Annotated in this window: 20 protein-coding genes; 15 read left to right on the forward strand and 5 right to left on the reverse strand. The window is 53.6% G+C overall.

Annotation, left to right across the window (positions count from 1 at the left end; translation table 11 throughout):
* Both WCG50_RS09985 and WCG50_RS09990 read left to right on the forward strand, forming a co-directional pair.
* The coding region (locus WCG50_RS09985) for a helix-turn-helix transcriptional regulator (RefSeq protein ID WP_336899448.1) at window positions 1–263 on the forward strand (263 nt) is incomplete at its 5' end.
* Between the two features lie 134 nt (window positions 264–397).
* Entirely contained in the window at window positions 398–601 is a 204-nt protein-coding gene (locus WCG50_RS09990; protein ID WP_336899449.1) for a hypothetical protein, read from the forward strand.
* Between the two features lie 121 nt (window positions 602–722).
* On the opposite strand, the gene WCG50_RS09995 is transcribed toward WCG50_RS09990, so the two are convergent.
* Entirely contained in the window at window positions 723–1,232 is a 510-nt protein-coding gene (locus WCG50_RS09995; RefSeq protein WP_336899450.1) for an arsenate reductase ArsC, read from the reverse strand.
* A gap of 621 nt (window positions 1,233–1,853) precedes the next feature.
* On the opposite strand from WCG50_RS09995, the gene WCG50_RS10000 reads away from it, so the two are divergent.
* Both WCG50_RS10000 and WCG50_RS10005 read left to right on the forward strand, forming a co-directional pair.
* Window positions 1,854–2,090 (forward strand): hypothetical protein, encoded by a 237-nt coding sequence (locus tag WCG50_RS10000; RefSeq protein ID WP_336899451.1) that lies wholly within the window; start codon window positions 1,854–1,856, stop codon window positions 2,088–2,090.
* Window positions 2,091–2,786: 696 nt separating this feature from the next.
* Entirely contained in the window at window positions 2,787–3,323 is a 537-nt protein-coding gene (locus WCG50_RS10005) for a hypothetical protein (RefSeq protein WP_336899452.1), read from the forward strand.
* 223 nt (window positions 3,324–3,546) lie between these two features.
* Here the strand turns inward: WCG50_RS10005 and WCG50_RS10010 are convergent, their stop codons facing one another.
* Both WCG50_RS10010 and WCG50_RS10015 read right to left on the reverse strand, forming a co-directional pair.
* The gene (locus WCG50_RS10010) at window positions 3,547–3,933 is read right to left on the reverse strand and encodes a diacylglycerol kinase (protein WP_336899453.1); all 387 of its coding nucleotides are present in this window, start codon (window positions 3,931–3,933) and stop codon (window positions 3,547–3,549) included.
* Between the two features lie 37 nt (window positions 3,934–3,970).
* Entirely contained in the window at window positions 3,971–4,843 is an 873-nt protein-coding gene (locus WCG50_RS10015) for a hypothetical protein (RefSeq protein ID WP_336899454.1), read from the reverse strand.
* A gap of 260 nt (window positions 4,844–5,103) precedes the next feature.
* On the opposite strand from WCG50_RS10015, the gene WCG50_RS10020 reads away from it, so the two are divergent.
* From WCG50_RS10020 to WCG50_RS10030, 3 genes are all read left to right on the forward strand, one after another.
* A complete protein-coding gene (locus tag WCG50_RS10020; RefSeq protein WP_336899455.1) occupies window positions 5,104–5,706 on the forward strand; it encodes a hypothetical protein in 603 nt (200 codons plus the stop codon).
* Between the two features lie 479 nt (window positions 5,707–6,185).
* The gene (locus WCG50_RS10025) at window positions 6,186–6,731 is read left to right on the forward strand and encodes a phasin family protein (protein ID WP_336899456.1); all 546 of its coding nucleotides are present in this window, start codon (window positions 6,186–6,188) and stop codon (window positions 6,729–6,731) included.
* Window positions 6,732–7,329: 598 nt separating this feature from the next.
* Window positions 7,330–7,785, forward strand: a complete 456-nt coding sequence (locus WCG50_RS10030; protein ID WP_336899457.1) for a MaoC family dehydratase — start codon at window positions 7,330–7,332, stop codon at window positions 7,783–7,785.
* 141 nt (window positions 7,786–7,926) lie between these two features.
* Here WCG50_RS10030 and WCG50_RS10035 read toward each other — a convergent pair whose 3' ends face one another.
* Window positions 7,927–9,276 carry an aspartate aminotransferase family protein gene (locus tag WCG50_RS10035; RefSeq protein WP_336899458.1) on the reverse strand — a complete coding sequence of 450 codons (1,350 nt, stop codon included), beginning with the start codon at window positions 9,274–9,276 and terminating at the stop codon, window positions 7,927–7,929.
* On the reverse strand, window positions 9,266–9,970 hold the full coding sequence (locus WCG50_RS10040) for an FCD domain-containing protein (RefSeq protein WP_336899459.1): 705 nt from the start codon (window positions 9,968–9,970) through the stop codon (window positions 9,266–9,268). Before WCG50_RS10040 ends, WCG50_RS10035 begins: the two co-directional genes overlap by 11 nt.
* A 175-nt stretch (window positions 9,971–10,145) precedes the next feature.
* Here WCG50_RS10040 and WCG50_RS10045 point away from each other — a divergent pair, with 175 nt between their 5' ends.
* From WCG50_RS10045 to WCG50_RS10080, 8 genes are all read left to right on the forward strand, one after another.
* On the forward strand, window positions 10,146–11,177 hold the full coding sequence (locus WCG50_RS10045) for a putative 2-aminoethylphosphonate ABC transporter substrate-binding protein (protein ID WP_336899460.1): 1,032 nt from the start codon (window positions 10,146–10,148) through the stop codon (window positions 11,175–11,177).
* Between the two features lie 43 nt (window positions 11,178–11,220).
* The gene (locus WCG50_RS10050; RefSeq protein ID WP_336899461.1) at window positions 11,221–12,300 is read left to right on the forward strand and encodes a putative 2-aminoethylphosphonate ABC transporter ATP-binding protein; all 1,080 of its coding nucleotides are present in this window, start codon (window positions 11,221–11,223) and stop codon (window positions 12,298–12,300) included.
* A complete protein-coding gene (locus WCG50_RS10055) occupies window positions 12,297–14,000 on the forward strand; it encodes a putative 2-aminoethylphosphonate ABC transporter permease subunit (protein WP_336899462.1) in 1,704 nt (567 codons plus the stop codon). Before WCG50_RS10050 ends, WCG50_RS10055 begins: the two co-directional genes overlap by 4 nt.
* Window positions 14,001–14,015: 15 nt before the next feature.
* The gene (locus WCG50_RS10060; protein WP_336899463.1) at window positions 14,016–15,140 is read left to right on the forward strand and encodes a 2-aminoethylphosphonate--pyruvate transaminase; all 1,125 of its coding nucleotides are present in this window, start codon (window positions 14,016–14,018) and stop codon (window positions 15,138–15,140) included.
* 12 nt (window positions 15,141–15,152) lie between these two features.
* A complete protein-coding gene (locus WCG50_RS10065) occupies window positions 15,153–16,376 on the forward strand; it encodes an FAD-dependent oxidoreductase (protein WP_336899464.1) in 1,224 nt (407 codons plus the stop codon).
* 29 nt (window positions 16,377–16,405) lie between these two features.
* On the forward strand, window positions 16,406–17,218 hold the full coding sequence (gene phnX / locus WCG50_RS10070) for a phosphonoacetaldehyde hydrolase (protein WP_336899465.1): 813 nt from the start codon (window positions 16,406–16,408) through the stop codon (window positions 17,216–17,218).
* 610 nt (window positions 17,219–17,828) lie between these two features.
* Window positions 17,829–20,024, forward strand: coding sequence for an alkaline phosphatase PhoX (locus WCG50_RS10075; RefSeq protein ID WP_336899466.1), 2,196 nt, complete (start codon window positions 17,829–17,831; stop codon window positions 20,022–20,024).
* Window positions 20,025–20,769: 745 nt separating this feature from the next.
* Window positions 20,770–21,525: a hypothetical protein gene (locus WCG50_RS10080; RefSeq protein ID WP_336899467.1), complete on the forward strand. Its 756-nt coding sequence runs from the start codon at window positions 20,770–20,772 to the stop codon at window positions 21,523–21,525.
* Window positions 21,526–22,483 lie beyond the last annotated feature (958 nt).

Here is a 22,483-nt window from a genome sequence, read left to right on the forward strand (position 1 = left end):
CGCTTGAAACACTGGCGGGTGTTGCCGCCATGTCTCGTTCACGATTCGCCAAGCATTTTTTGGACATTGTCGGGGCTACCGCCATGGACTATCTAACCGACTGGCGCATCAGCATCGCACAGGGCTTGCTCAAACGCGGCAAGCCTTTGAAAGCCGTGGCACCGGCCGTGGGTTACTCCAATGAGACCGCGTTTGCACGAGCGTTTGCCCGGCGCACCGGGGTTTCACCCAGTAGCTGGGTTGCGGCCATTGATGGCGAATGACTTACAGAAAATTCGCAGTTCTGCTCTCGACTTCCCATTGGGTTCAGCCGAAACTTGCTTTACATTGCAATAAAATCCGTTGGCAAAAGCATTCGTAACAAGCCCAAATCCCGCTTTTAGAAAAGGAAAAGTCGATGTCCAAACATTTTGGCAATATGAAAAGACTTCAGTCAAAACTGATTGCCCGTTACGGGGCAGAGGATGACTTAGTAAAACAAGTATCAGAAGAACTTGAAGTGCTTGAGGCTATTGAGTCCAAGCGTTCCGGCAGTTTCATCCCCCGCGCGTCTTTGCGCAGAAAAGCTGACTTGGCGATGCCGCCACCGATATCAAAATAATTTCGTTCAATCACGACCCCCTGGTCAACTTGGAATCTAAATAACCACCACGGCAAGCAATGCCCTGAAAACCATCTGACCCGTGGCTATATCTCGGTTTCTAAAAATTGCAATGTCTCAGTCAGGCGGGGTCACACACAGATTTCCCAATTTCATCCAAGTGGTACTTCAGACTCATCCGATCCAGTGAGTCGGTCGGCAATGAGATAAAAAGCTCAAGCCGCTTGCGCAAGTTGAACCCGGCAGCCAAGAAAGCATGTTGTTTTTCTTCAGCGCTGCCTTTGACTTTACCTGGGTCCGTCACACTCCAGTGCGCGGCGACGGGATGACCGGGCCAAATGGGACACTGGTCTTCCACCGCATCGTCACATAGCGTCAAAATAAAGTCCATGACAGGTGCATCTTGGTTCGCAAATTCATCCCAAGATTTACTGTACAGACCCTCCGTGGGCAGGCCGATATGCTGAAGAAATTCAATGGCGTTTGAATTCACCGTTCCGGTCGGAAAACTTCCTGCCGAGAACGCCCGAAAGCGTCCTTTACCCAGTGCGTTCAACTGCGCTTCTGCTAAAAGACTGCGCGCCGTGTTGCAGGTGCACAGAAAAAGTACATTGAAGACTTTGTCACTCATAACTATGCTTTCAGGTTGTCAATGTTCGAAAAAATGAAGGGTGCTCATCAAGCTGTTTTGCAATCGATAGTGAGGTAATTATTGCTCTAAATTTGCCTCCAAATTGACAACACCCAAGGACGCGGTGAACGCGCGCAATGAAAGCATTCGTTCGAAAGTTTGTTCTAGATCAATAAAAAGATAAAACTCATGCGCTTTACTTTGGAAAACCGGGGATACTTTTACTCTCAATTAGGGTAAACCCCATGTCAAAACATTCTGGCAACTTGAATCGACTGCACTCAAAACTGCTCGCCCGCTATGGCGTCGACGACGTTTTGGTCGTGCAACTCAAAACTGAACTTGATTTGCAAAAAAACCAGAGCGCCGTGCATAGCCGCTGGTCAGTTTCATATTTCAAATTTATCAGAGGGGCGACTCTCCTGAGCGTCCAGTAATTACACGGCTATCCAATCCGGCATTGCACCTGGCGAGCCTTACGGGCTGGCAAAAAATATTGTTCGATGACCAAGGCAAGCGGCCAATGCTTGGACGCGGGTCAAACGAAGTTGACACATTGGCGTCATCGTCGACTGCTACTATTTTTTAAGAATAAACGCTTAGAAAATATCAGGGGCCACCATGTCATCACCCGTCTATCGGATAGAAAGCAATCACCCCATCGTCGGTCCTTTGCTGCCGTATTTGCATACCGCCAAATCAATCGTTATCACGGTGCGTGAGCTCGCCGTAGCGATGGCGTCGAAAAGTTCAACGGAGCCCTGCGGCCATGAAATTCGGGTAGTTCATCTGCCATCGGGTGAAGTCATTTTCAGAAAAACTGATGCGTATTCACCGGGTTTCGCCCGCAATTTTTGACCAGGTCGACTGCGCTTTGCCTAAAGGCGTTCTCCGTCCAGCCGGCACCTTAGCTAGTCGAGACGAATGGGCGGGCTGGAAATCGGCATTTTTATGACTCTCATTTTCATCGGGCTCCCCCTGTTTCCCATGCTGCTTTGGCTGGGCGTTATCCGCCTTGATAAGGAAAGGGTTCGCAAACACATTATGGCGAGCATTGGAACTACCGCTTCTATTCGGTGGCGACCACTGAAGCACGGATGGACGTCAGATACTTTGCGATATGGCGATGGCAACAGAATCTACGAGGTTCATTACATTGACTTGAATGGGAATTCTTGCCACGCGTGGTGCAAAACGTCATTACTGGGTGGTGTCGGTTTGGCGCCTGATGAATTGTGAAGCACTGAAACGATGGGCCGCTAATCGACCCTGACAGCGAAAGTACTCTGCCGGTACCACAAGGTTGGTGATGAAGCGTGTTGCGTGGGCTTCCCCGGTGACATACATCGCGCACTTCAATGCGGCTCCTTGGGAGGCGCTCATAATTCATAGGTCAGGAACGAGCCCGCAAACGACTCGGCAGCCTAAGCAGAGTTGTGCAAGAACGGTTCAACATATCGCCAACTCAGGAAGCCACGAAGTAAATGAGTATTGACATATTTTCCACAAACAATATAAACTGTATACCTCGTTTATTTTTAAGGAATTTTACTCATGGACGCCACCGAATACAACACCACAGCCACCAACTCAGTGAAAGCAATCCCGCTCGCAGCAACTCCGGTTGTGGCCAAGGCTGCGACGGCACCCGTGGCAGCAAAGCGCGTCGCAAAACCACGCATTCCGGCAGTCAAAGCCACTGTCAAAGCTCCGGTCAAGACAGCAGTCACTAAAGCACCCGCCAAGACCCCCGTCACTAAATCAGCCGTTAAAGCCGCCGTCAATGCAGCCGTGAAAGCGACTGCCAAAGTGAAAGTCAAGGCAGTGGCCAAACCCAAAGCAGCAAAGCCTGCCAAAGTTAAGAAGCCAAAATTGGTACGCGACAGCTTCACCATTCCCAAAGCAGAATACACCGTGCTCGAAGACCTGAAGCAACGCGCCGGTAAATTGGCCAGTTCGGTTAAAAAGAGTGAATTCATCCGTGCCGGCATCAAGGCCCTGGCGGCCATGACCGACAGCGCATTTCTGGCCGCTGTAAAGGCCGTGCCTGCCATTAAAACTGGCCGCCCGACCAACGCCAAAGCAGAGTAATCCTGCCAGGAAGCGGTCTTGGTGTCATAAAAGAGAAGGAAGTTCGTGATTTATTTGCCAGATTGACCACTGAAAATTAAGTCATATTTGGCATTTATAGCGGTTCACTTTGATGGCGTGTACTTTCTCTTTACGTCCTTCATAGCTCAACGACTTCACACATCAGCAGTCCGTAACAAAAGCTGCTGTTCTCTTTGCGAGCGCAAGTAACGGACTGCTTTCGTTATCGCACCAGTTGCATCCAAAGGGCAGGACCAGCCAGCGTGAGCCAAGAACCCCCCAATATCAGTAGCGTCAGAAAGACGGCGGCACTGCCGCAATCTTTAGCCTTGCCGGCGAGTACATTGATATCGGGTGTGGCCATGTCCACCACCGCCTCTAAACCGGAATTCAACAATTCAGCAGCCAATACCAGACCCATCAGTGCAAGCAACAACACGGTATCAAGTTTGGGGAGTTGAAGCCACAGCGTCAGGGGCACCAGTAGCAGGACAAGTACGAGTTCCTGCCGAAAGGCCGCCTCGTCTCTCCAAGCACTGCGGATGCCCTGCTCAGAATATTGCATGGCCCGAAAGACACGAACGAAACTCAATGCGGTAGTAGATTTCACGAGAAACTCCCAGATAAATTCAAGGCAACGAAAGATATTAGTGCCAAATTGGCTTGCGAACGTTGTGCAACTCGTTTGAATTCAAACGAGCCACTTTGTGTCGGGTACTCAGCGTATGAGATGCATGCATGAGTCCAATGCTGAGCCATACGGCAACGCTGAAGTAGAGAGACATCCAGACCACCTCCGATTCCCAGTCCGACCAGCGCTGGGAAACCACCCACCGGCCAGAAACGTCAGTCAGGCCCTGTGCGATGCTGAGGTACTGGTGTCCCTGACCTTCATCGAAAACCCAGCGCGCCCAGTACATTGGCACATCGACTTCAAACATGTAGACAACGTAGCAGAACCCGACTGCGCTGGCCATTGCGAGAAAGGGACGATGAGCTCGGTCACTGTGCGGCCACAGATAGAGAAAGCTGGCAACAAGCATGGCGGCGGTCACTCCCCAGAGGGATTCCTCCAAAACATGTCCTATATTGGACGTGGTTAGCACGGCATACCAGGAGCAGGTCTCCGCCACCACAATTAAGGGAACAATCCAGCGTGAGACTCTAACGGCAAACTGACTACGGTATGTTTGTGCCACCGTATGCAAAAGCAACGCCCATTGCGCCGCAAAACACAGTTCTGCAATGGTGGCAACCGATCGGCCTACAACGACACTGGATAGCCAGGAATCGACCATGACAATGCGCTGTACGTCGTACACAGGAAAAAAGGAGCGGTAGGCACACCCAAGGACGTAACCGGCGGAGAGGAGCACATGCCAATGCAGGGTCGACCATGTCCCCATTCGGAGCGAGCCGCAGCGGTATCGCAAAAATTGTGTGGACGCGACCCACGCCAGCACGTTGACGGCGCTTACGCTACAGAGAAATGACCACCAGGAGAGTGCAGCATCATTCATGGAATTAACCGTATAAACTATATATACCGTTTATATACTTTGCGCGGGATTTTGTAAATAGGTAGGTAAAGTAACAGCCGCTAGTCGATGACATCTTGATGAATTCAATGTCCGCCGATTCGACGTGCCAACTTTCCTTGATCTGAAGCAATAGTCATCTCTGCGTCAGATAAGTTTTCATCCAACTGTCATCGACGGCTTCTACATTGGCCCGTGTGCTTGGGCACACACATTCAGCCATGTAGTCAAGGAATAAAACCATGCGAGATTTCTGGAAGAAAATTCAACAGTTGCAGTGGGATGACCACCGCTACTACCACCAGTGCCGGATCAATCAGACCCTGCACCTGATCAGCGCCATCAGTTTTCTGGTTGCCTATGCGCTACTGTTTAAAGACCCGGCGATGGCCGGTATTGTGGGCTGGGCCGTGGGCATGGTGACGCGGCAAAGCGGCCACATCTTTTTTGAACCACGTGGTTTTGATGCCATCAACAACACCAGCTACGACCACAAGGAATCCATCAAGGTTGGCTTCAATATGCGACGCAAGGCGATTTTGATTTCGATCTGGTTGTCACTCCCGGTTCTACTGGCCCTTAGTCCCAACTTATTCGGCCTGATCCAGCCAACGATTGGCATGAACGGTTATCTGCATAACTTGGGCTTGCTTTGGCTGGCACTGGGTGTGAGTGGTCTGCTGTTTCGCACGGTGCATTTATTCTTCATCCGCAGCCCGTCCTGGGGCCTGGCTTGGGCCTGCAAGATTCTGCTGGATCCAATTCATAACGTGCAGGAATACTGGACCTCGCCGCTCGCCCTGATGCGCGGCCAGCGTCTGGACCCTCTGCAGTCCCACAAATAAGGAACGTCAGGATTGACGGCATAGTCCCGTTTTGAAGCCGGTTTTTCCTGGCCACCTGAAGGCGAAACGTGCACTGGGCGCGTGGACCTTCTATTGCGGTAGCACGGGCGCGATGATTCCTCATTCGGTAGGTTCAAGCGCTTCCGTCGTCAATTTAAAGTATTGAAGCTTTTTTACAAATTTATTGGGTCTCTCGGATGAAATCTTTCCTACAAAAAGATGCATCGCAAATTCGGTCCATCGTCATCATCAAGTCACACAATTGATTTATCGCTGTGATTGTCTTTTTGAACTTCGCAATAAACCTGTGCTACTGGCACTAGACCCGCACCTCTAATGATTGCTGCAGTGCAGCAATCATTCACCAAGCGAACAAACTTTCCCTACAATTTATTCATGCTGCACTGCAACATGAATTATCGGATGTCGCATATACCAAGTAGTCAGATTTTTTACAACCTTAATTCAAGGAAATTTACATGAACACCACCGCAGCACAATTCATCGAATCCAACAAAGCCAGCCTGAAAGCCCTCGAAAGCGCAACGACTCAAGCTTTCGCTGGTGTTCAGAAACTGGTTGAACTGAACCTGACTGCTTCCAAAGCCTCTTTGGGCGAGACGTTCTCCCACGTTCAAGCAGTTCTCGTCGCTAAAGACGCTCAAGAACTCGCTGCACTGCAAACCAGCTTGATCAAGCCTTTGGGTGATAAATCTGCTGCTTACTTTGAGCAGGTCAAGACCATCGTGACAGGCAGCACCGCTGACTTCACGAAGTCTTTCGAAGCCAAGACTGCTGAAGCTCAAAAAGCTTTCGCTGGCGTGATCGAAAACATGACCAAGAACGCACCGGCCGGAACTGATTCGGCAGTCGCAGCTTTCAAAAATGCAATGTCTGTAGGTCAGACTGGCATTGAGTCCGCTCAGACGCAAGCTAAACAAGCCATTGAAATCGCTCAAACCAACATTGAAGCTGCATCGACTAAAACCGTTACTGCCGTCAAGAAAGTTACTTCAAAGGCTTAATTGGGCCTTGTCATTGAATAGTAGTAACTAGCAAATGGCACCAAGAGGTTCTGTTTGTATTTTCCGTGTCGTCAGATTTACCAAGTGCGGTTCGCACTCAAACCAAAAGGGCACAGACGATGTTCATTGAACCGCAAAACAGAGCTGATACATGCGTTTCACTGCTGGCGGAAGTTGATTTCAAATGGCTGATGGCTGGGCAAGGTCTGTTAATTGACCTGCCCCGTTTTCGGGGTGACTCTATTTATGCCGCAGGGTTGATAGCCTTAGCGCTTGATTCAGATTCTGTGGTTTTACGTGCATCCGCATCTATGCTACGGGCGCAACCCAACAAACAACTCACTTAGCAAAGGTCACTGGTTATTTGTGTCGATTGATTTCTTGTCGGTCGGCCAACATTGTTTGCAATGCCAGACTGACTAGAGGTGCTATGTCCTGGGCCATCGCCTTTTCTGCGTCAATGCCGCTGTAGCAACCCATACAGCACGGTTTTTCCTTTGTCCAGCCAAGTGAAATGATGGCATCCATTGCCCTCAAAACTGGATCTTGTATCTTGGCTGGCCCCTTTGAACTGATTTATTACTAACTAGGAACTCATATGAATGAACAAAACGGCTACGACATTGAAGACCTGAGCGTGGGCATGAGCGCCACCTTTTCCAAAACCATCACCGAAGCGGACATCATCATGTTTGCCGGCGTCTCGGGCGACATCAATGCCCTGCACATCAATGAAGAATACGCTGCCACCACCGCGTTCAAGGGCCGTATTGCGCACGGCATGCTGTCAGCCGGACTGATCTCGGCCACGCTGGCCAACCGCCTGCCTGGCCCTGGAACGGTTTACCTCAGCCAGATGCTCAACTTTTTGGCGCCAGTTTGCATTGGCGACACCGTGCATGCCACCGTCACGGTACGTGAAATCGGTGATCGCGGCCGTGCCGTGCTCGACACCACATGCACCGTCAAGGGCGTGAAGGTTATTGATGGCGAAGCCACCGTCAAGATCGATTCATCGGTGCGACGCGCAGCCAAGGCAAGCGCCAAAGCTTGATCGCCAACACGTTCAATATTGCAACAAAAGCTGCCTCACAAGCCTTTATCGTCCGAGCCTCTGACCAGGGCGTTTCAACTGGCATGCGGCAGGGCCGCAGCCAGAATCGCGGCATAGACCCCAGCACTTAGGGTGCGGGCATCATGCTGCACATTCAGCATGCAAGGCGTTGCTGATGAGATCAATGGCCCACCACAAGTCGTCTTCCTTGACGTTCAAGGGTGGTGACAGCACCAGCACATTGCCTTGCCCGACCTTGAATGACAAGCCTTCGCTCAGGCATCGGTACAGCACGGCTTCAGCCAGGTCTGCTGCATCGCGGGTACCAAGGTTGCCGAGTTCAATTCCAACGAGCAGGCCTGCCCCTCGCACTTCGACGATGGCGGGCAATGAAATGGCCAATTGCTGCAGTCGCTGCATCATCTCCTGGCCCAGACGCTGACTGCGAGCCAGTAACTGTTCTTCTTCGATCACGTCCAGCACCGCCAAACCGGCAGCGCAGGCCATCGGATTTTTTTCATGGGTGTAATGCCCCAATGAAATATGCTGGCCGACATCGAAGTCAGCACGTGCAATCAGGGCGGCCAGCGGCATACTGGCACCACCCAAGCCCTTGCCAATGACCAGCATGTCGGGCTCAATCCCGTAACGCTCCACGGCAAACAAATGCCCAGTACGACCCAACGCAATAGGGATTTCGTCCAGTATCAGCAGAGCACCGTGGCGGTGGCATATCTGACGCAACCGCTTGTAGTAGTCAGTGGGCGGCACTTGAACATCGGTGCATCGCACGGTTTCCACAATCACGGCCGCAACATCGCCTTCTTTCTTCAGGCAGTAGTCGATGTAGTCCACGCAACGCAAGGCACATTGACCCGCGCAACCAAATGCACAGTTGCGCGGGTCACACGGTGGGACGTGCTCGGCGCCAGGCAGCAAGGGACCAATGCCACGACGGAAAACGGCTTCACCACCAATCGAGATGGCATCCAGAGAGGCCCCGTGAAAGGAATCCCACATGGAAATCGTCTTGAAGCGACCGGTTACCAGTCGCGCCAGCTTGAGTGCCATGCCGATGGCCGCCGTGCCACCTGGTGCAAACAGCAATTTGGCATTTTCAATGGGAGCCGCTGTGCAAAGGCGCCGTGCCAAATCAATGGCAGGCCGATTGGTGTAGCGGCGCGGGCTAAAGGGCAATTGATCCAGCGTGTCGCGCAGTGCAGCCACGACCTTGGGGTGACCATAGCCAATCTGGTGCAGGCTGTTGCCATGAAAATCAAGAATGCGGCGCCCCGCTACGTCTGTGAGCCAGGCGCCCTCGGCGCCAGTCAAGGCATTGAGACAGGGTGTGGACATGGATTGGTGCAGGAACCAGCGTTGGTCTTCCTCCAGCCACTGACGGGTGGTGTCGTCCAAGTGGGCGGCTTGCCACGCTTGGCGGCGGTCCCCCAGATTGACATCGCCCTCGGCCCGGTCGAATTCAGCAGCCATGACTGACTCCTGCCAGTTCGCCATCGCGCAGCATCCGTTGCCGCCCGCCTTGCGCGTGGGCATACAGTGCCTCCCCACAACCGAGCCCATCACGCTGCTCCAGCATGTCCACAATGGCGCTGTGTTCCTGCGCAAAATGAGGGATGGCCATGGGCGTCATCAAATTTCGTTTGCGAAACAGCGCCAACTGCTTGGCCAATTTGCGGTATGTGACTGTCAAAGTCAGGTTGCCTGTCATGGCGATGATCTTGTCGTGAAAGTCCAAATTCAGGATGTGGAACTGATCGACATCAGTTTTATCAACTGTTTTCATTTGGTCGGTGAGCTTGCGCAAGTCGCTAAGTTGTTCCGCGTTGATGCGCTCGGCCAGTAAGCGCCCGGCCGTGGCGTCAAGGCCGGCGCGCACTTCGTAAAGCTCGGCGGCCTCCCTTAACTCGACCACACGAACAAAGGCGCCTCGATTTTTTTCCTGGTAAATCAGCCCGGACTCCTCTAGTAACCGAAAGGCTTCACGCAAGGGTCCGCGCGAGACGCGAAAACGCTCGGCCAGCGCTACTTCGTTGAGTTTGGCGCCCGGTGCAAGTTCGCCAGAGAGGATTAGGCTCTCGACCGAGTCGGCCACCAGGCGTGTGAGTGAAGTGCTTTGCACTAGGGAAAGCACGTTGTCCAGAGGGACGGATAGGGCACGTTGCATGACTTTTCCTTGTTGTCGATTGCGGCAGTATAGGGCTACAAAGCATTTTGTATATTGTCAACAATCTGTCACATCGCGGCATTAAGCTGTCGGCAGTGCTGTGAATTTGGCTCGTCAGTTTCATTGAAATGAAGAGGCTGCACAGTTCCCGCAGATCCCTTTTTGGAGAAACAAAATGCAATTCAAACGTATTGTTCGCAGCCTTGCTGCTGCCAGTCTGGCCCTGGCGGCCATCATGCCGGCCTTAGCCCAGAAGACAGTGCTCAATGTATACACCGCCCTGGAGACCGATCAGTTAAAGGCGTACCAAGAGTCCTTCAACAAGACCAATCCAGATATTGAAATCAAGTGGACGCGTGACTCCACCGGAATCATCACTGCCAAATTGTTGGCCGAAAAAAGCAAGCCCGTTGCCGATTTTGTGATGGGAGTAGCAACCACCAGTATGGTCGTGTTTGAGCAAGAAGGCATGCTGCAACCGTATGCACCAGCGCACCTAAAATCACTCAACCAACGCTTTCGTTCTGCCTCCAATCCACCAACCTGGGTGGGGATGGATGTATGGGGAGCAGCCATTTGCTACAACGTGATTGAGTTGCAAAAACAAGGACTGCCCCGCATTGAAAGCTGGAAAGACCTGTTGCGCCCTGAGTTCAAGGGCAAAATCGTCATGCCCAACCCCAACTCATCAGGTACAGGCTTTCTGGATGTCACCGCCTGGCTGCAGATATTCGGTGAGAAAGGCGGCTGGGATTACATGGACAAACTCCATGACAACGTAGCCGTTTACACACATTCAGGCTCCAAGCCCTGTGTGATGGCGGGCAATGGCGAGTTCCCCGTGGGCATTTCGTTTGAATACCGCGCCAACACCGTGCGCGCCAAGGGCGCACCGATTGACATCGTGTTCCCCAAAGAAGGTCTGGGCTGGGACATTGAATCATTCGCCATCATGAAAGGAACCCCGCAAGTCGCTGCTGCCAAAAAGCTGGCTGATTGGGCCTCCAGTCGCGAAGCCAATGAGTTGTACGCCAAGAATTTTGCCGTGGTGGCTTGGCCTGGTATCGCGACACGTCTGAAGTATGTGCCGGCCGATTATGAGCAGCGCCTTGTCAAGAACGATTTTGAAAAAATTGGCAAAGAGCGTGCAACGGTCCTGGCTGAATGGCAGAAACGTTATTCGACCAAATCCGAGCCGAAGAAGTAATTGCACTTATTCATCCCGCCAACCGTCGAGAGGGTGATCTGCCATGGCGCATCTTGAGATCAAGCAACTGAGCAAGCGCTTTGGTAGTTTTACGGCACTTGATGGTATCGACCTGAGCGTCGCGCAGGGTGAATTCGTTGTTTTACTGGGACCCTCGGGCTGCGGCAAGACCACGCTGTTGCGTGCCATTGCTGGGCTGGAGCGTCAGGACAGCGGCCAGATATGGCACGCTGGTCACGATATCTCCCGTGCCCCACCGGCCAAGCGAGATTACGGCATCGTTTTCCAATCCTACGCCTTGTTTCCCAACCTGACGGTGGGCGATAACGTGGCGTATGGTCTCAAAAGCCGTCGCACCGGTCATGCCCCAGGTGCCGTGGGCACACAACAGCGCGTAGCAGACATGCTGGCACTGGTGGGCTTGCCTGGTATCGAAGAAAAATACCCTACCCAACTGTCCGGTGGACAACAACAGCGCGTTGCCTTGGCCCGTGCGCTGGCCACAGCGCCGCATCTTTTGCTACTCGATGAGCCTTTGTCGGCGTTGGATGCCATTGAGCGTGTTCGTCTACGCTCTGAAATTCGCCAGTTGCAATCCAAGCTGGGCATTACCACGCTGATGGTGACGCACGACCAGGAAGAAGCCCTGTCAATGGCAGATCGCATTGTGGTCATGAAAAACGGTCGGGTTCAGCAAATCGGTACACCACAGGATATTTACCGTGAACCTTGCAATGATTTTGTGGCCGACTTCATTGGGCGTGGCAACCTGCTGGACGCCACCTTGTTGGACCAAGATGTATTCAAATTTGGCAAGGTGAGCTTGCGCTGTGCCAGCGCGGTGCAACGCCATGTTGCACACCGCTTCTATGTCCGACCAGAAGACATTTGCCTGCACAGCATCACCGATTCGCCAGAAAACAGTTTCACCGCCACGGTGAACAAAACCGAATTCATGGGTTCGAGTTACCTCGTCACGCTGGCGTCGGAAATGGGGCAAAACAAACCCCTCGTGGCGCAATTTTCCAGCAACTACCTCGAAGGACGCCCCATTCATCCGGGTGCCTTGCTGCGGGTGAGCATTCCCGCTGGACACCTGCGTCCCATGCCGCCTTCCTTATGAACACGAGGGTGCTGCCCAACATCGGCGCTGACGCGTCGCGCAACTGGGGCGCCTACGGGCCTACGGTACTGCTGCTTTTGAGTGCTTTGGCCTTGTGCATTTTCATGCTGGTGCCGCTGGGCACCTTGCTGATGGGTAGCGTGCTCGATGACCAAGGACATTTGAGCTTGTCAAAGTTCGTCGAGTTTGCCAGCACCCCCGGTGTGGCAACGGCGACCTGGAACACCTTGTGGGTCGCCACGCTGGTGACACTGATCACGGTGCCACTGGCTTTTATCTATGCCTACGCCTTGCAACGCGCGTGCCTGCCATTGAGCGGGGTGTGGCGCATTGTGGGACTGTCGGCACTGGCCGGACCTTCGCTGGTGGGCGCCATCGCCTTCATTCAATGGTTTGGCACCCAGGGCGTGCTTAAAAGTTGGCTGGGCGAGCACACGGTTTATGGCCCGATTGGTATCACCATGGCCACGGTGTATGCCAGTTTCCCCCATGCCCTGATGTTGCTGGTGGTGGCACTGGCAACCACCGATGGTCGCCTATACGAGGCCGCTGACGCACTGGGCGCCTCACGCTGGCGCAAGTTCTGGACCATTACTTTGCCCAGTGCCAAGTATGGCCTGATCAGTGCTGCCCTGGTGGTGTTTGCCTATTCGGTGAGCGAGTTCGGCATCCCCAAAGTGATTGGTGGAAATTTCCCGGTGCTGGCGGTGGAAATCTACATTCAGGTGGTGGGTATGCACGACTTTGGCCGTGGCGCAGTGGTGGCTTTGCTGCTGTTGGCGCCGGTGCTGATGGCTTTTGCGGCTGAGGGGTACATCCAGCGCAAACAGCACGCCAGCCTGAGTGCCCGCGCTGTGCCGTACGCGCCGCGACCGGACCCCCGACGTGACTTGGCTTTACTGGTTTATTGCGGCGTCATTGGTGTGATCATGCTGGCGATGCTGGGCATGGCGGCTTACACCTCACTGGTGCGCTTTTGGCCGTACAACCTGGAACTGACGTTGAACCATTACCTGTTTGGTCTGACCGAGGCGGGGGTGCTCAATGCCTACCTCAACAGTTTGACCATCGGCGCTCTGACTGCGCTGGTCGGTACCCCCTTCATTTTTGTCACCGCGTATCTGGTGGAGAAAACCCACACCGGTCCGGCTTGGCTACGGCCCTTGATTCGCGCCCTGGCCACGTTGCCCATGGGTGTGCCGGGGCTGGTTCTGGGTATTGGGTACATCCTGTTTTTTAACGCGCCCGGCAACCCGCTCAACGGCTTGTACCAAACGCTTGCCATCATGGTGGTGGCCAACGTGGTGCACTACTACACCTCGTGTCACCTGAGCGCACTGACCGCCTTGAAAAGCATTGACCGTGAATTCGAGGCGGTATCGGCCTCGCTGCGGGTGTCACAGTTCACTACTTTCTGGCGCGTGACCTTGCCGATCTGCCTGCCCGCGGTGCTGGAGATTGCGCGCTACCTGTTTATCAACGCCATGACCACGGTGTCGGCACTGGTGTTCCTGTACTCACCTGGAACCATGCCTGCTTCGGTGTCCATCCTGCATCTGGACGAAGCCGGAGACCTGGGGCCTGCTGCGGCCATGGCGACGCTGATCGTGCTGACCACCATTTCTGTGAGTGTGCTGTATTCCATCGCCACCCACTTTCTGCTGCGGCGCCACCAGGCATGGCGTCAGCTCAAACGTTAACTGAGGAATCAAATCATGTATGCCATTGACCGCGACCCGCTGTTATTAACTCCCGGCCCTTTGAGCACCAGCCTGCGCACCAAGCAAGCCATGCTCCACGATTGGGGCTCATGGGACACCGCCTTCAATCACATCACCGGTGAGGTGTGTCGCCAACTGGTGGACATCGTCCACGGGGCAGACACCCATGTGTCCGTGCCGCTGCAGGGCTCTGGCACGTTCTCGGTTGAAGCCGCGCTGGGCACGCTGGTGCCGCGCGCAGGCCGGGTGCTGGTGCCCAACAATGGCGCGTACTGCGCGCGTATTTTGAAGATACTGAAAATCCTGGGGCGTGAGGCCGTCGAGTTGCCCACCGCCGAGGACAGCCCTTTTGACCCGGTGGCGATTGAAGGCGCGTTAGTGGCTGACCCACGCATCAGCCATGTGGCACTGGTTCACTGTGAAACCGGCACCGGCATTTTGAATCCGCTGCCGGAAATTGCTGCCGCCGTGGCGCGCCAGCAGCGCGGACTGATCATCGACGCCATGAGTTCATTTGGGGCGATCGAGATCGACGTTCGCACCATGCCGTTTGAGGCCCTGATTGCCGCATCCGGCAAGTGTCTGGAAGGCGTGCCGGGCATCGGCTTTGTGATTGCGGCCCGCGCCAAACTGGAAGCCAGTTCGGGTAACTGCCATTCGCTGGCCATGGACTTGCATGACCAGTGGACCTATATGCAGAAAACCACTCAGTGGCGCTTCACGCCCCCCACGCATGTGGTGGTGGCCCTGCACGAAGCGCTGGCTCAATTCCAGGAAGAAGGCGGTTTGGCCGCTCGCGGCGCGCGTTACCTGGCCAATTGCCAAGCGGTGACCCAAGGCATGGCGCGACTGGGTTTGCTGCCCTATGTACCTGCGCAGGCACAGGCACCCATCATCGTGACCTTTCATGCGCCCCAGCACGCGGCCTATAACTTCCAGGCCTTCTACCAAGGTGTGCGCGAACGCGGCTTCATTCTCTACCCCGGAAAACTCACCCAGATTGAGACCTTTCGGGTGGGCTGTATTGGCGCGCTCAAGCCGCAGGACATGGTGCATGTGGTTGAAGCCATTGCTTCAACCCTGGTCGAGATGGGCGTGCTCACTGCACCTCTCGTCTAAGCTGGCTTGACTATGCAACGTGACATTCTGATTGTTGGCTGTGGCATCTTTGGCGCGGCCATTGCCTGGGCCTTGGGTCGTCGCGGCCTGGGGCATCGGGTGTTGCTCGTGGATCGTCAGCCCCCGGCCAGCGGTGCGACCAGTCGGGCGGCAGGTTTGGTCACTCAGGTGCGGTCCGACCCGGCCCTGCAAGCACTGGCGGGTGAAACGCTGGCGGCCATTGAGGTGCTCAAGACCGAGTTTGGGGAAGATGTAGGCTGCCACCGTGTGGGTGCCCTGCATGTGGGACCGCTGGCCCAAGAAGCGGCTTTGGCGCAGATGCTGGCGGCTTGCACTGCGGCCGGCATTCGGGGGCAGTGGCAGGACAAGACGCAAGTGCAGGCTCAGTCACCCTGGCTCAACCCCGAAGCCTTTGACGTTGCGGCGTTCTTCCCGGATGAGTGCTTTGTTGACCCCTACTTGCTCTCCAGCGCTTACCTGCGTGGGGCCCGGCAAATGGGCGTCAAGCTGCAACTTAATACCCGTGTGGTGCATATTGCGCATCACTCAGGCGCGGTAACGGGTGTAGCCCTTGAGGACGGGACTTTGCTACCCGCTCGCTTTGTGGTGAACGCAGCTGGGGCGTGGAGCAATTTACTCAGTGTCGAGCTGGGATTGCCTTTGCCGATGGCCCCGGTGCGCAGCCAATACTGGATTACTGAGCGCGCGCCAGAATTCCTCTCCAGTGGTCCGATCGTGTTCATGACCGATATTCGGGCTTACGCCAGACCAGAAGTCGGTGCTCTCTTGTTCGGTGCCCGTGAAAGTGAGCCTGCAGTGGCGGACCCTCGTGCATTGCCTGAGAACCTGCAAGGCTTCGTCTTTGATGCGGCGGACCCGGACGGCTGGGGCAACCTGGCGCAAACGTTTGAACCCCTGAGCCGCTATTTTCCTGCCATCGAGCGGCTTGGCATTGCGCACTACATCACCGGCCCGAGTAACTACACGCCGGACGGTCAGCCGATTGTGGGCGCCAGCGGCGCAATCACGGGATTGATGGTGGCAACCGGCTGCAACGGTTCGGGCATTACCTATTCGGCCGGAGTGGGACGCCTGATTGCCGAGTTGATTTGTGGCGAATCGTCTTTTGTGGATGCCAGTCGCCTTGACCCTGCCCGTGCGCTGCAGATTGATCCTTTTGCCCCCGCTTTTTTGCAGGCCTGCGCCCACGCGCGTGCCACCAAGTCCACCGGATAACCAGATACTTTTACCAGGAACCCACGCGTATGCAACACACCCTCGAAGCCGTCATTTTTGACTGGGCCGGCACTATTGTCGATTTTGGTTCGTTCGCACCAACACAGATCTTTGTCGATGCTTTTGCGACAGCCTACGATTTCACACTTTCGCTTGAAGAAGCGCGTGGGCCCATGGGGCTTGGCAAGTGGCAGCACATTGAAGCCCTGGGCAAAGACCCAGTCATTGGCACACGTTGGCAAGCTCAGTACGGCAAGCCCATGAGCCACGACGACATCGACCACATTTACCGCACGTTTATCCCCCTGCAAGTCGAGCGTGTCGGCGCCCATAGCGACCTCATTCCGGGCGCACAGGACACCGTGACAGCACTGCGTGAACAGGGCCTCAAAATAGGCTCGACCACCGGCTACCCGCGACAGGTGATGGACCGGTTGGTGGTGGAGGCTGCCGCCAAAGGCTACAGCCCTGATTGCATCGTGTGTGCGGATGACCTCTCTGCTGGTGCCCGCCCCGGTCCCTGGATGGCACTGCAGTGTGTGCTTGAACTCAAGGTAGGCAACGTGGCCCATTGCGTCAAGGTCGATGACACGCTACCCGGTATTTACGAGGGTGCGAGCGCTGGGATGTGGACGGTTGGCTTGGCGCTCTCAGGCAGCCCGGCAGGCTTGACGCTGGCGCAATACCAAGCCGCTACGACCGAGGAGCTGGCTGCTATTCGCGCTAAGGTTACGCCGGAATTTAAGGCTGCGGGCGCCCATTATGTGATTGACAGTGTGGCTGACTTGGTCCCGGTTCTGAAAGACATTGAAAGCCGCCTAGCGACTGGCGAACGTCCTTGATTTTTAATTGAAGACTGTTCGGAAGTCTGCTGGGAAAAAACTATTCGCAGGTTCCGATTGCGTCTTCAAGTTTTTTTGCATCTAACTTGAGTTGAACTAGGCAACCGGAAAGCGGCCTTTCGTGAACGACCCCAATGGAGTCTTGAAGACTCCGTCGCTTTTCTCCGAAGCCGACTTTCAAAACTGAATGTCATTGAAATGGAGAAAAAAGTAAACCGGCAACACATGGCACAGTGTTTCGCAAACGGCAGATTATGTCTAAAGCAACTTAATTATTTTTGCAATGGCATCAACTTGCGTGGACGCCGGAAATGTCCAGCGAAGTATCAGAACTTTGCCAACAATCAAAAACTCCACTTGAATAATTGGCTCTTGCTCATCCCCTGAGCCTGGCAAGCGACGTGCGCCGAAAATCGTGCTTTTGAAATTGGTCAGCGTAAGACCGGTGCGCCAATCATCGCGTTGATGATTGCACTGTCATCAGGTTGAAACACGTAGCGGAGATAGTCGACAAGCCGACGAATTCAATGCCCGACGCCATGCAGTCGGTCAACTTTCAAGTCGGACATTTCACTTCCCTGATTGTTCATGTTCAAAGGAGTCCATTCCCATGCGTCCAACTTTTTCGCCCACACGCCGCAAAGCGCTCCAATTATTCGCTGGCATGCCCTTGATGCCCATAGCAGCCATCGGTTCGAGCAGCGCATTTTTAACGGCTTGTGGTGGCGGCGACTCTGCGGCCACTCCATTGTCGACTGCTGCATCAGTCAAGTTCAACAACATGGCAGCGCCGACCAGCACCGCTGATCGCGCCACCGCGTTTACGAATGCCACCGTTGATGTGACTTATTCCGACGCAACTGTGAAGGCGGCTCAGCCACTGGCCTACAAGCTCATTTACAAGACGGGCACCACCCTGCCTCGCCCGGATGGAGGCACGGCCCTCACCGGTGGCTACTACGACATCAGTAACAACCCCATCATGGACACCACCGGCACCTCGTCGCTGCAGGCATTCTCGGATTGCCCCGATGGCCAGTCGCTGCTCAAGTTGGCGAACCCCGCCGTGTCCGGTGTTGCCGGCAATACCGTGTTTCTGGTCACCCAGTTTGAATACCAGACTGCCAACAATGCCCAAGGCGAATTCCGTATTGGCAACAGTGTCTACACCAATAACCTTCCCGTTGGTCTGGCCAGCAACAGCATGTATGGCAAGTTGCCGTCACAGTACGGCATCACCACGCTAAGCCAGGACAAAACCACCGGTGCGCTGACCGCCGTCTATTACTACCCGGTCCCCACTGCCAACGTGCACGGACTGTGGATCACCTGTGCCAGTAGCCTGTCACCCTGGAACACCCATTTGTCCAGCGAAGAATACGAGCCGGATGCCTGGGCCGTCGCCACCACCGGCGATTCCGGCGGATATTTCCGTGACTTCAGCCTGAACACCTTTGGCAGCAACTCGGTAGCCAACCCCTACCACTATGGTCATGTGCCGGAAGTCACCGTGCATGCGGATGGCACCGGCAGCGTTAAGAAGCATTTCTGCATGGGTCGTATCTCGCGCGAAAAAGTGCAAGTGATGCCCGACAACAAGACCGTGCTGATGGGCGATGACGCGACCAGCGGCGGCATCTTCATGTTTGTGGCCGACGTGGCCGGCGACCTGTCATCTGGCACGCTGTACGCAGCCAAGCTGACCCAGACCAGCGCCCCTGGTGCAGTTGATGGCGGTGCCTTCACGCTCACCTGGATCAAGCTTGGTCAGGCCAGTAGCACCGAGATCGAGGCCATTGCCAACGGTCTGGCAAGCCAGACAGGCACGCAGCCCGGTTCCCTCAATGCTGCAAAAGGCATCATCACTGACGTGGTGCAGACCAAGACGGTTGCCACTGCGTTATATAGCCAGATCACCTTCACCAGCGGTGCTTCGCTGTATGTAAAAGGGACCAGCGATCTGGGTACCGCGATCACCACCCAGGCCGACCTGGCTGGCTTCACTCTGGTTAACTACGGCAACGCCCAGCAATTCGTGAAGTTCGCCGGCGTTCTCAGCACGAGCAACAAGGCAGCGGCATTTCTTGAAACCCACCGCTTCGCGGCTGCCATGGGTGCCACCATGGAATTCACCAAGTTCGAAGGTGTCACAGTCAACGTTAAAGACAAGAAGGCGTATTTCGCCATGTCGGCCATCAAAGACACCATGACCAGCAATGGATTCATCAACGATCCTTTAGGCGGCGCTTCGACCGGCAACGTGATTCAGCTTGCAAAGATCAGCGCCGGTGGCACTTTCGAAGTTGTGCTGGGCACGGATGCGACCATCGGCAGCGACTACGTGCCAAAGAGCATGGCTGTTCCCACTGCGCTGCTCGGTCAGGATTGGACCGCCTCCACCACGCCGATCAGCAACGACACAAATGGCAACTCGGCCAACGTCGACAAAATCTCTCTTACCGACAATCTGTCGTACTCGGAAGCAATGCGCACCCTGTTCATCGGTGAGGATTCCAGCCAGCACGTTAATAACTTCATCTGGGCCTACAACGTCGATACCAAGGCACTGGCGCGCATCTATTCAGCCCCGGCCGGTGCCGAGTGCACAGGTCTGCAAGTGGTGGACAGCCTGAATGGTTTTGCCTACATCAGCGCCAACTTCCAGCACCCTGGTGACTGGGAAGGTATCCACAGCATCTTGTTGAATGCCGTTGGCAGCACCCTGAATGCCACCATCAATAGCAATTGGGGCAACAAGAAGCAAGCAGCCATCGGCTATATCAGCGGCCTTCCAAAACTGGCTTAAGCGGAATTTATCCGGTGTTATGGCACTGGGCTCGGCCACATCGCACGCGAATCAAAGTGTTGGGTGCCTGAGGCTATTCTTTGATAGATCGACAGTGAGAAAATGCCCAGCCAAACCGCTGGGCATTTTTATAAAATAAATGAGCTATTTGCGCACGTCGCACTGAGGATCATTCTTTTCTGTGATCTTAAGTTAACCCTCGAATGTCAGGTCACAGGAAGGCAAAATGAAAATGTCAACTGCCGCTTTGGGTCTACTGGCGCCCGTCAAGTGAAAACGCGGCAAATTTTGGACGACTGACTTCAACGGGCTGGTTGCCGACATTCAAATTTTTGGCCAAATTTCCTTGGATTCAAGTTGGAGCCTGTGACAGCAGTCGTTCGCTAAATCGCAACCCTTTTTTAGGAGCGGTCATCTAGGTAGGCCATGCACATACGCGGACTTTGTGGTTTCGGAGTAGCGGGAGCCGATGTTCAAGAGCGTCTGGTTACTTGAAGTCAAAGCATTGCCGGTCGGAAGTAGCTCGTAAACTTTCTCGTCTGACACGCGGAGGATGAATATATAACGTCGATGACTAAGCGTGGAGATTTAATATGGAAATATCAAATTATTTATACGAAAAATAGGTATAAATCTATCTTGTGATGCGATAAGCCAATGATGTTATTATATTAAATATCACATTAGATATTTTCATCGTCTTCGTGGTACGATGCTCAGCTAATTTATCCTCAAGGGCGGCGCTGTGAATTTAAAAATTTCAATTATTCTATTATCAATGCTAGCCACTTCTGCAGTTTCTGCAGGCATTGAACTTCCTGATTGCAAGTTCGACTCTGGAACCGTCGGATCCACATTCAAAGGTAAGTTTCGCGCAGCCCATGATGCTTCCAATCTTTTGGAAGTCAAAGGTGACCTAAAAGGTGGAGAGGAAATCTCTTATACAAAGAACTCTCCCGTAATAGTTGCGGACTTAATATCAAAAAAAATCATTCCAGTCTTTTCTCCAACTTCAGACTTCACGTTGAATTCATCGTCGTTTATGTCTCCAACATTCAAGTTTAAGACTGGCAAGAATATTAACATGCCGTTCGAAGCATTGTCGGCGGATGGGAGTGTGTATCGAGTTGTTCGATTGGAGGGTAGGGATTTATTTTTGGATAGTAATAATGTATTTTGCAATAAGGTTATATTCGATGACAGTCGTGGACAGACATGGTCACTGGGAACTTTAACGCAAGACCAACCCTCCATCTTTGATATTAATTTGACTGAATTTCTAGTGCAAACTCAGTCAATGCGAATAATTTTCACTGGTGTTGGTATGGGTCAAATTAGTTTTCAACAACTTTTGGTTAATGGATCAACCATCGTTGAAACTAAGACTCGAAATTTCGATCAATTTTCAAAGCAAATTAGGATTGCGCCATTTACTTTTGATATTATTGGCATTGAAGGAGATGCCATTAAATTACGATATGCGATACCAGATCGTTTGTGATCCCACCCAGGGGGTAGCCAATGACGAGAAAACAATTGCTGGCAAACTGATAAGTACACGATCGAAAACGAATGACTGCAGATGGGAATCCGTATCTGACTTTGACTGCAATGGAGACAGAAAATGGCCCAGCAGTCTGAGGCTTTAATCTTGAAAAACAGGGGGTAAGTGGAAGTCGGCTATCGCGGCTCAAGAGCCTTTCAGCCAAGAAAGCTGTCGGCCTTGGTTGAACGACTGCTCCCAAGTTCAATGGGCCAAAAAATGACCAAATTGGACCCGCGACGGCAACGACCGGTTACGAGAAACCAAAGCAATTCCAGGCTTTGTCGCCACCGACCGGTATCGCTGCAGTGCCGACCGCCAGTCTGAAAAGTTGATTTTTTCCGCTCAATGACCGGTCCCGAGATTCGAGTGTCAAAAACGAAAGTCTGCTTCCGGCGAAATCGAAGGGCTGCTTTCGACTTTCCGATGGTTGGTTGGAAATTTTGTTGAATGGCTCCAATGGGTCTGCAAGAGTCCACCGCTTTTCTCCGAACCTGACCTTCAAACCGAACGGCTGCAATGGAGAAAAACCTAGACCCGGACCGCAGCGTAACCGGACCTTCGTCAGGAACCTGGATTTTTTGTAGAGTTCTCTTGAGCAGTCATTGCCAATTCAGGTCCAGTTTTGGTATTTCCAGGTCCACGACACTCGAAATCTGTCGCTCACTAGATTATTCCGGCATTTTGGGCTGAACGGCACTTGAGCAGCGGTTTCGTCCCATGCAGCAATAGAGTTTAGGATCCGTCTAGTACATCAACACGCAAGTTTAAAAACATAATGTCGACCTAATTTTCTATCGGCATCCTGCCGGGTAAAGTTCCACTCGATGGTTCGTTTTTCTTCGTTGCGTACTTGCTGCTATGCGGCAACCTCAGACTCCAGTAATTCACGATTGGCAATGCGCCGATCCAGGCA

Origin of the sequence: Rhodoferax sp., from assembly GCF_037143375.1 — a bacterium.
Lineage (GTDB): Bacteria > Pseudomonadota > Gammaproteobacteria > Burkholderiales > Burkholderiaceae_C > Rhodoferax.

Coding starts and splice junctions, on each gene's coding strand:
- WCG50_RS09990 (WP_336899449.1), top strand. CDS start 398: ATGTCCAAACATTTTGGCAATATGAAAAGACTTCAGTCAAAACTGATT.
- WCG50_RS09995 (WP_336899450.1), bottom strand. CDS start 1,232: ATGAGTGACAAAGTCTTCAATGTACTTTTTCTGTGCACCTGCAACACG.
- WCG50_RS10000 (WP_336899451.1), top strand. CDS start 1,854: ATGTCATCACCCGTCTATCGGATAGAAAGCAATCACCCCATCGTCGGT.
- WCG50_RS10005 (WP_336899452.1), top strand. CDS start 2,787: ATGGACGCCACCGAATACAACACCACAGCCACCAACTCAGTGAAAGCA.
- WCG50_RS10015 (WP_336899454.1), bottom strand. CDS start 4,843: ATGAATGATGCTGCACTCTCCTGGTGGTCATTTCTCTGTAGCGTAAGC.
- WCG50_RS10020 (WP_336899455.1), top strand. CDS start 5,104: ATGCGAGATTTCTGGAAGAAAATTCAACAGTTGCAGTGGGATGACCAC.
- WCG50_RS10025 (WP_336899456.1), top strand. CDS start 6,186: ATGAACACCACCGCAGCACAATTCATCGAATCCAACAAAGCCAGCCTG.
- WCG50_RS10030 (WP_336899457.1), top strand. CDS start 7,330: ATGAATGAACAAAACGGCTACGACATTGAAGACCTGAGCGTGGGCATG.
- WCG50_RS10035 (WP_336899458.1), bottom strand. CDS start 9,276: ATGGCTGCTGAATTCGACCGGGCCGAGGGCGATGTCAATCTGGGGGAC.
- WCG50_RS10040 (WP_336899459.1), bottom strand. CDS start 9,970: ATGCAACGTGCCCTATCCGTCCCTCTGGACAACGTGCTTTCCCTAGTG.
- WCG50_RS10045 (WP_336899460.1), top strand. CDS start 10,146: ATGCAATTCAAACGTATTGTTCGCAGCCTTGCTGCTGCCAGTCTGGCC.
- WCG50_RS10050 (WP_336899461.1), top strand. CDS start 11,221: ATGGCGCATCTTGAGATCAAGCAACTGAGCAAGCGCTTTGGTAGTTTT.
- WCG50_RS10055 (WP_336899462.1), top strand. CDS start 12,297: ATGAACACGAGGGTGCTGCCCAACATCGGCGCTGACGCGTCGCGCAAC.
- WCG50_RS10060 (WP_336899463.1), top strand. CDS start 14,016: ATGTATGCCATTGACCGCGACCCGCTGTTATTAACTCCCGGCCCTTTG.
- WCG50_RS10065 (WP_336899464.1), top strand. CDS start 15,153: ATGCAACGTGACATTCTGATTGTTGGCTGTGGCATCTTTGGCGCGGCC.
- phnX (WP_336899465.1), top strand. CDS start 16,406: ATGCAACACACCCTCGAAGCCGTCATTTTTGACTGGGCCGGCACTATT.
- WCG50_RS10075 (WP_336899466.1), top strand. CDS start 17,829: ATGCGTCCAACTTTTTCGCCCACACGCCGCAAAGCGCTCCAATTATTC.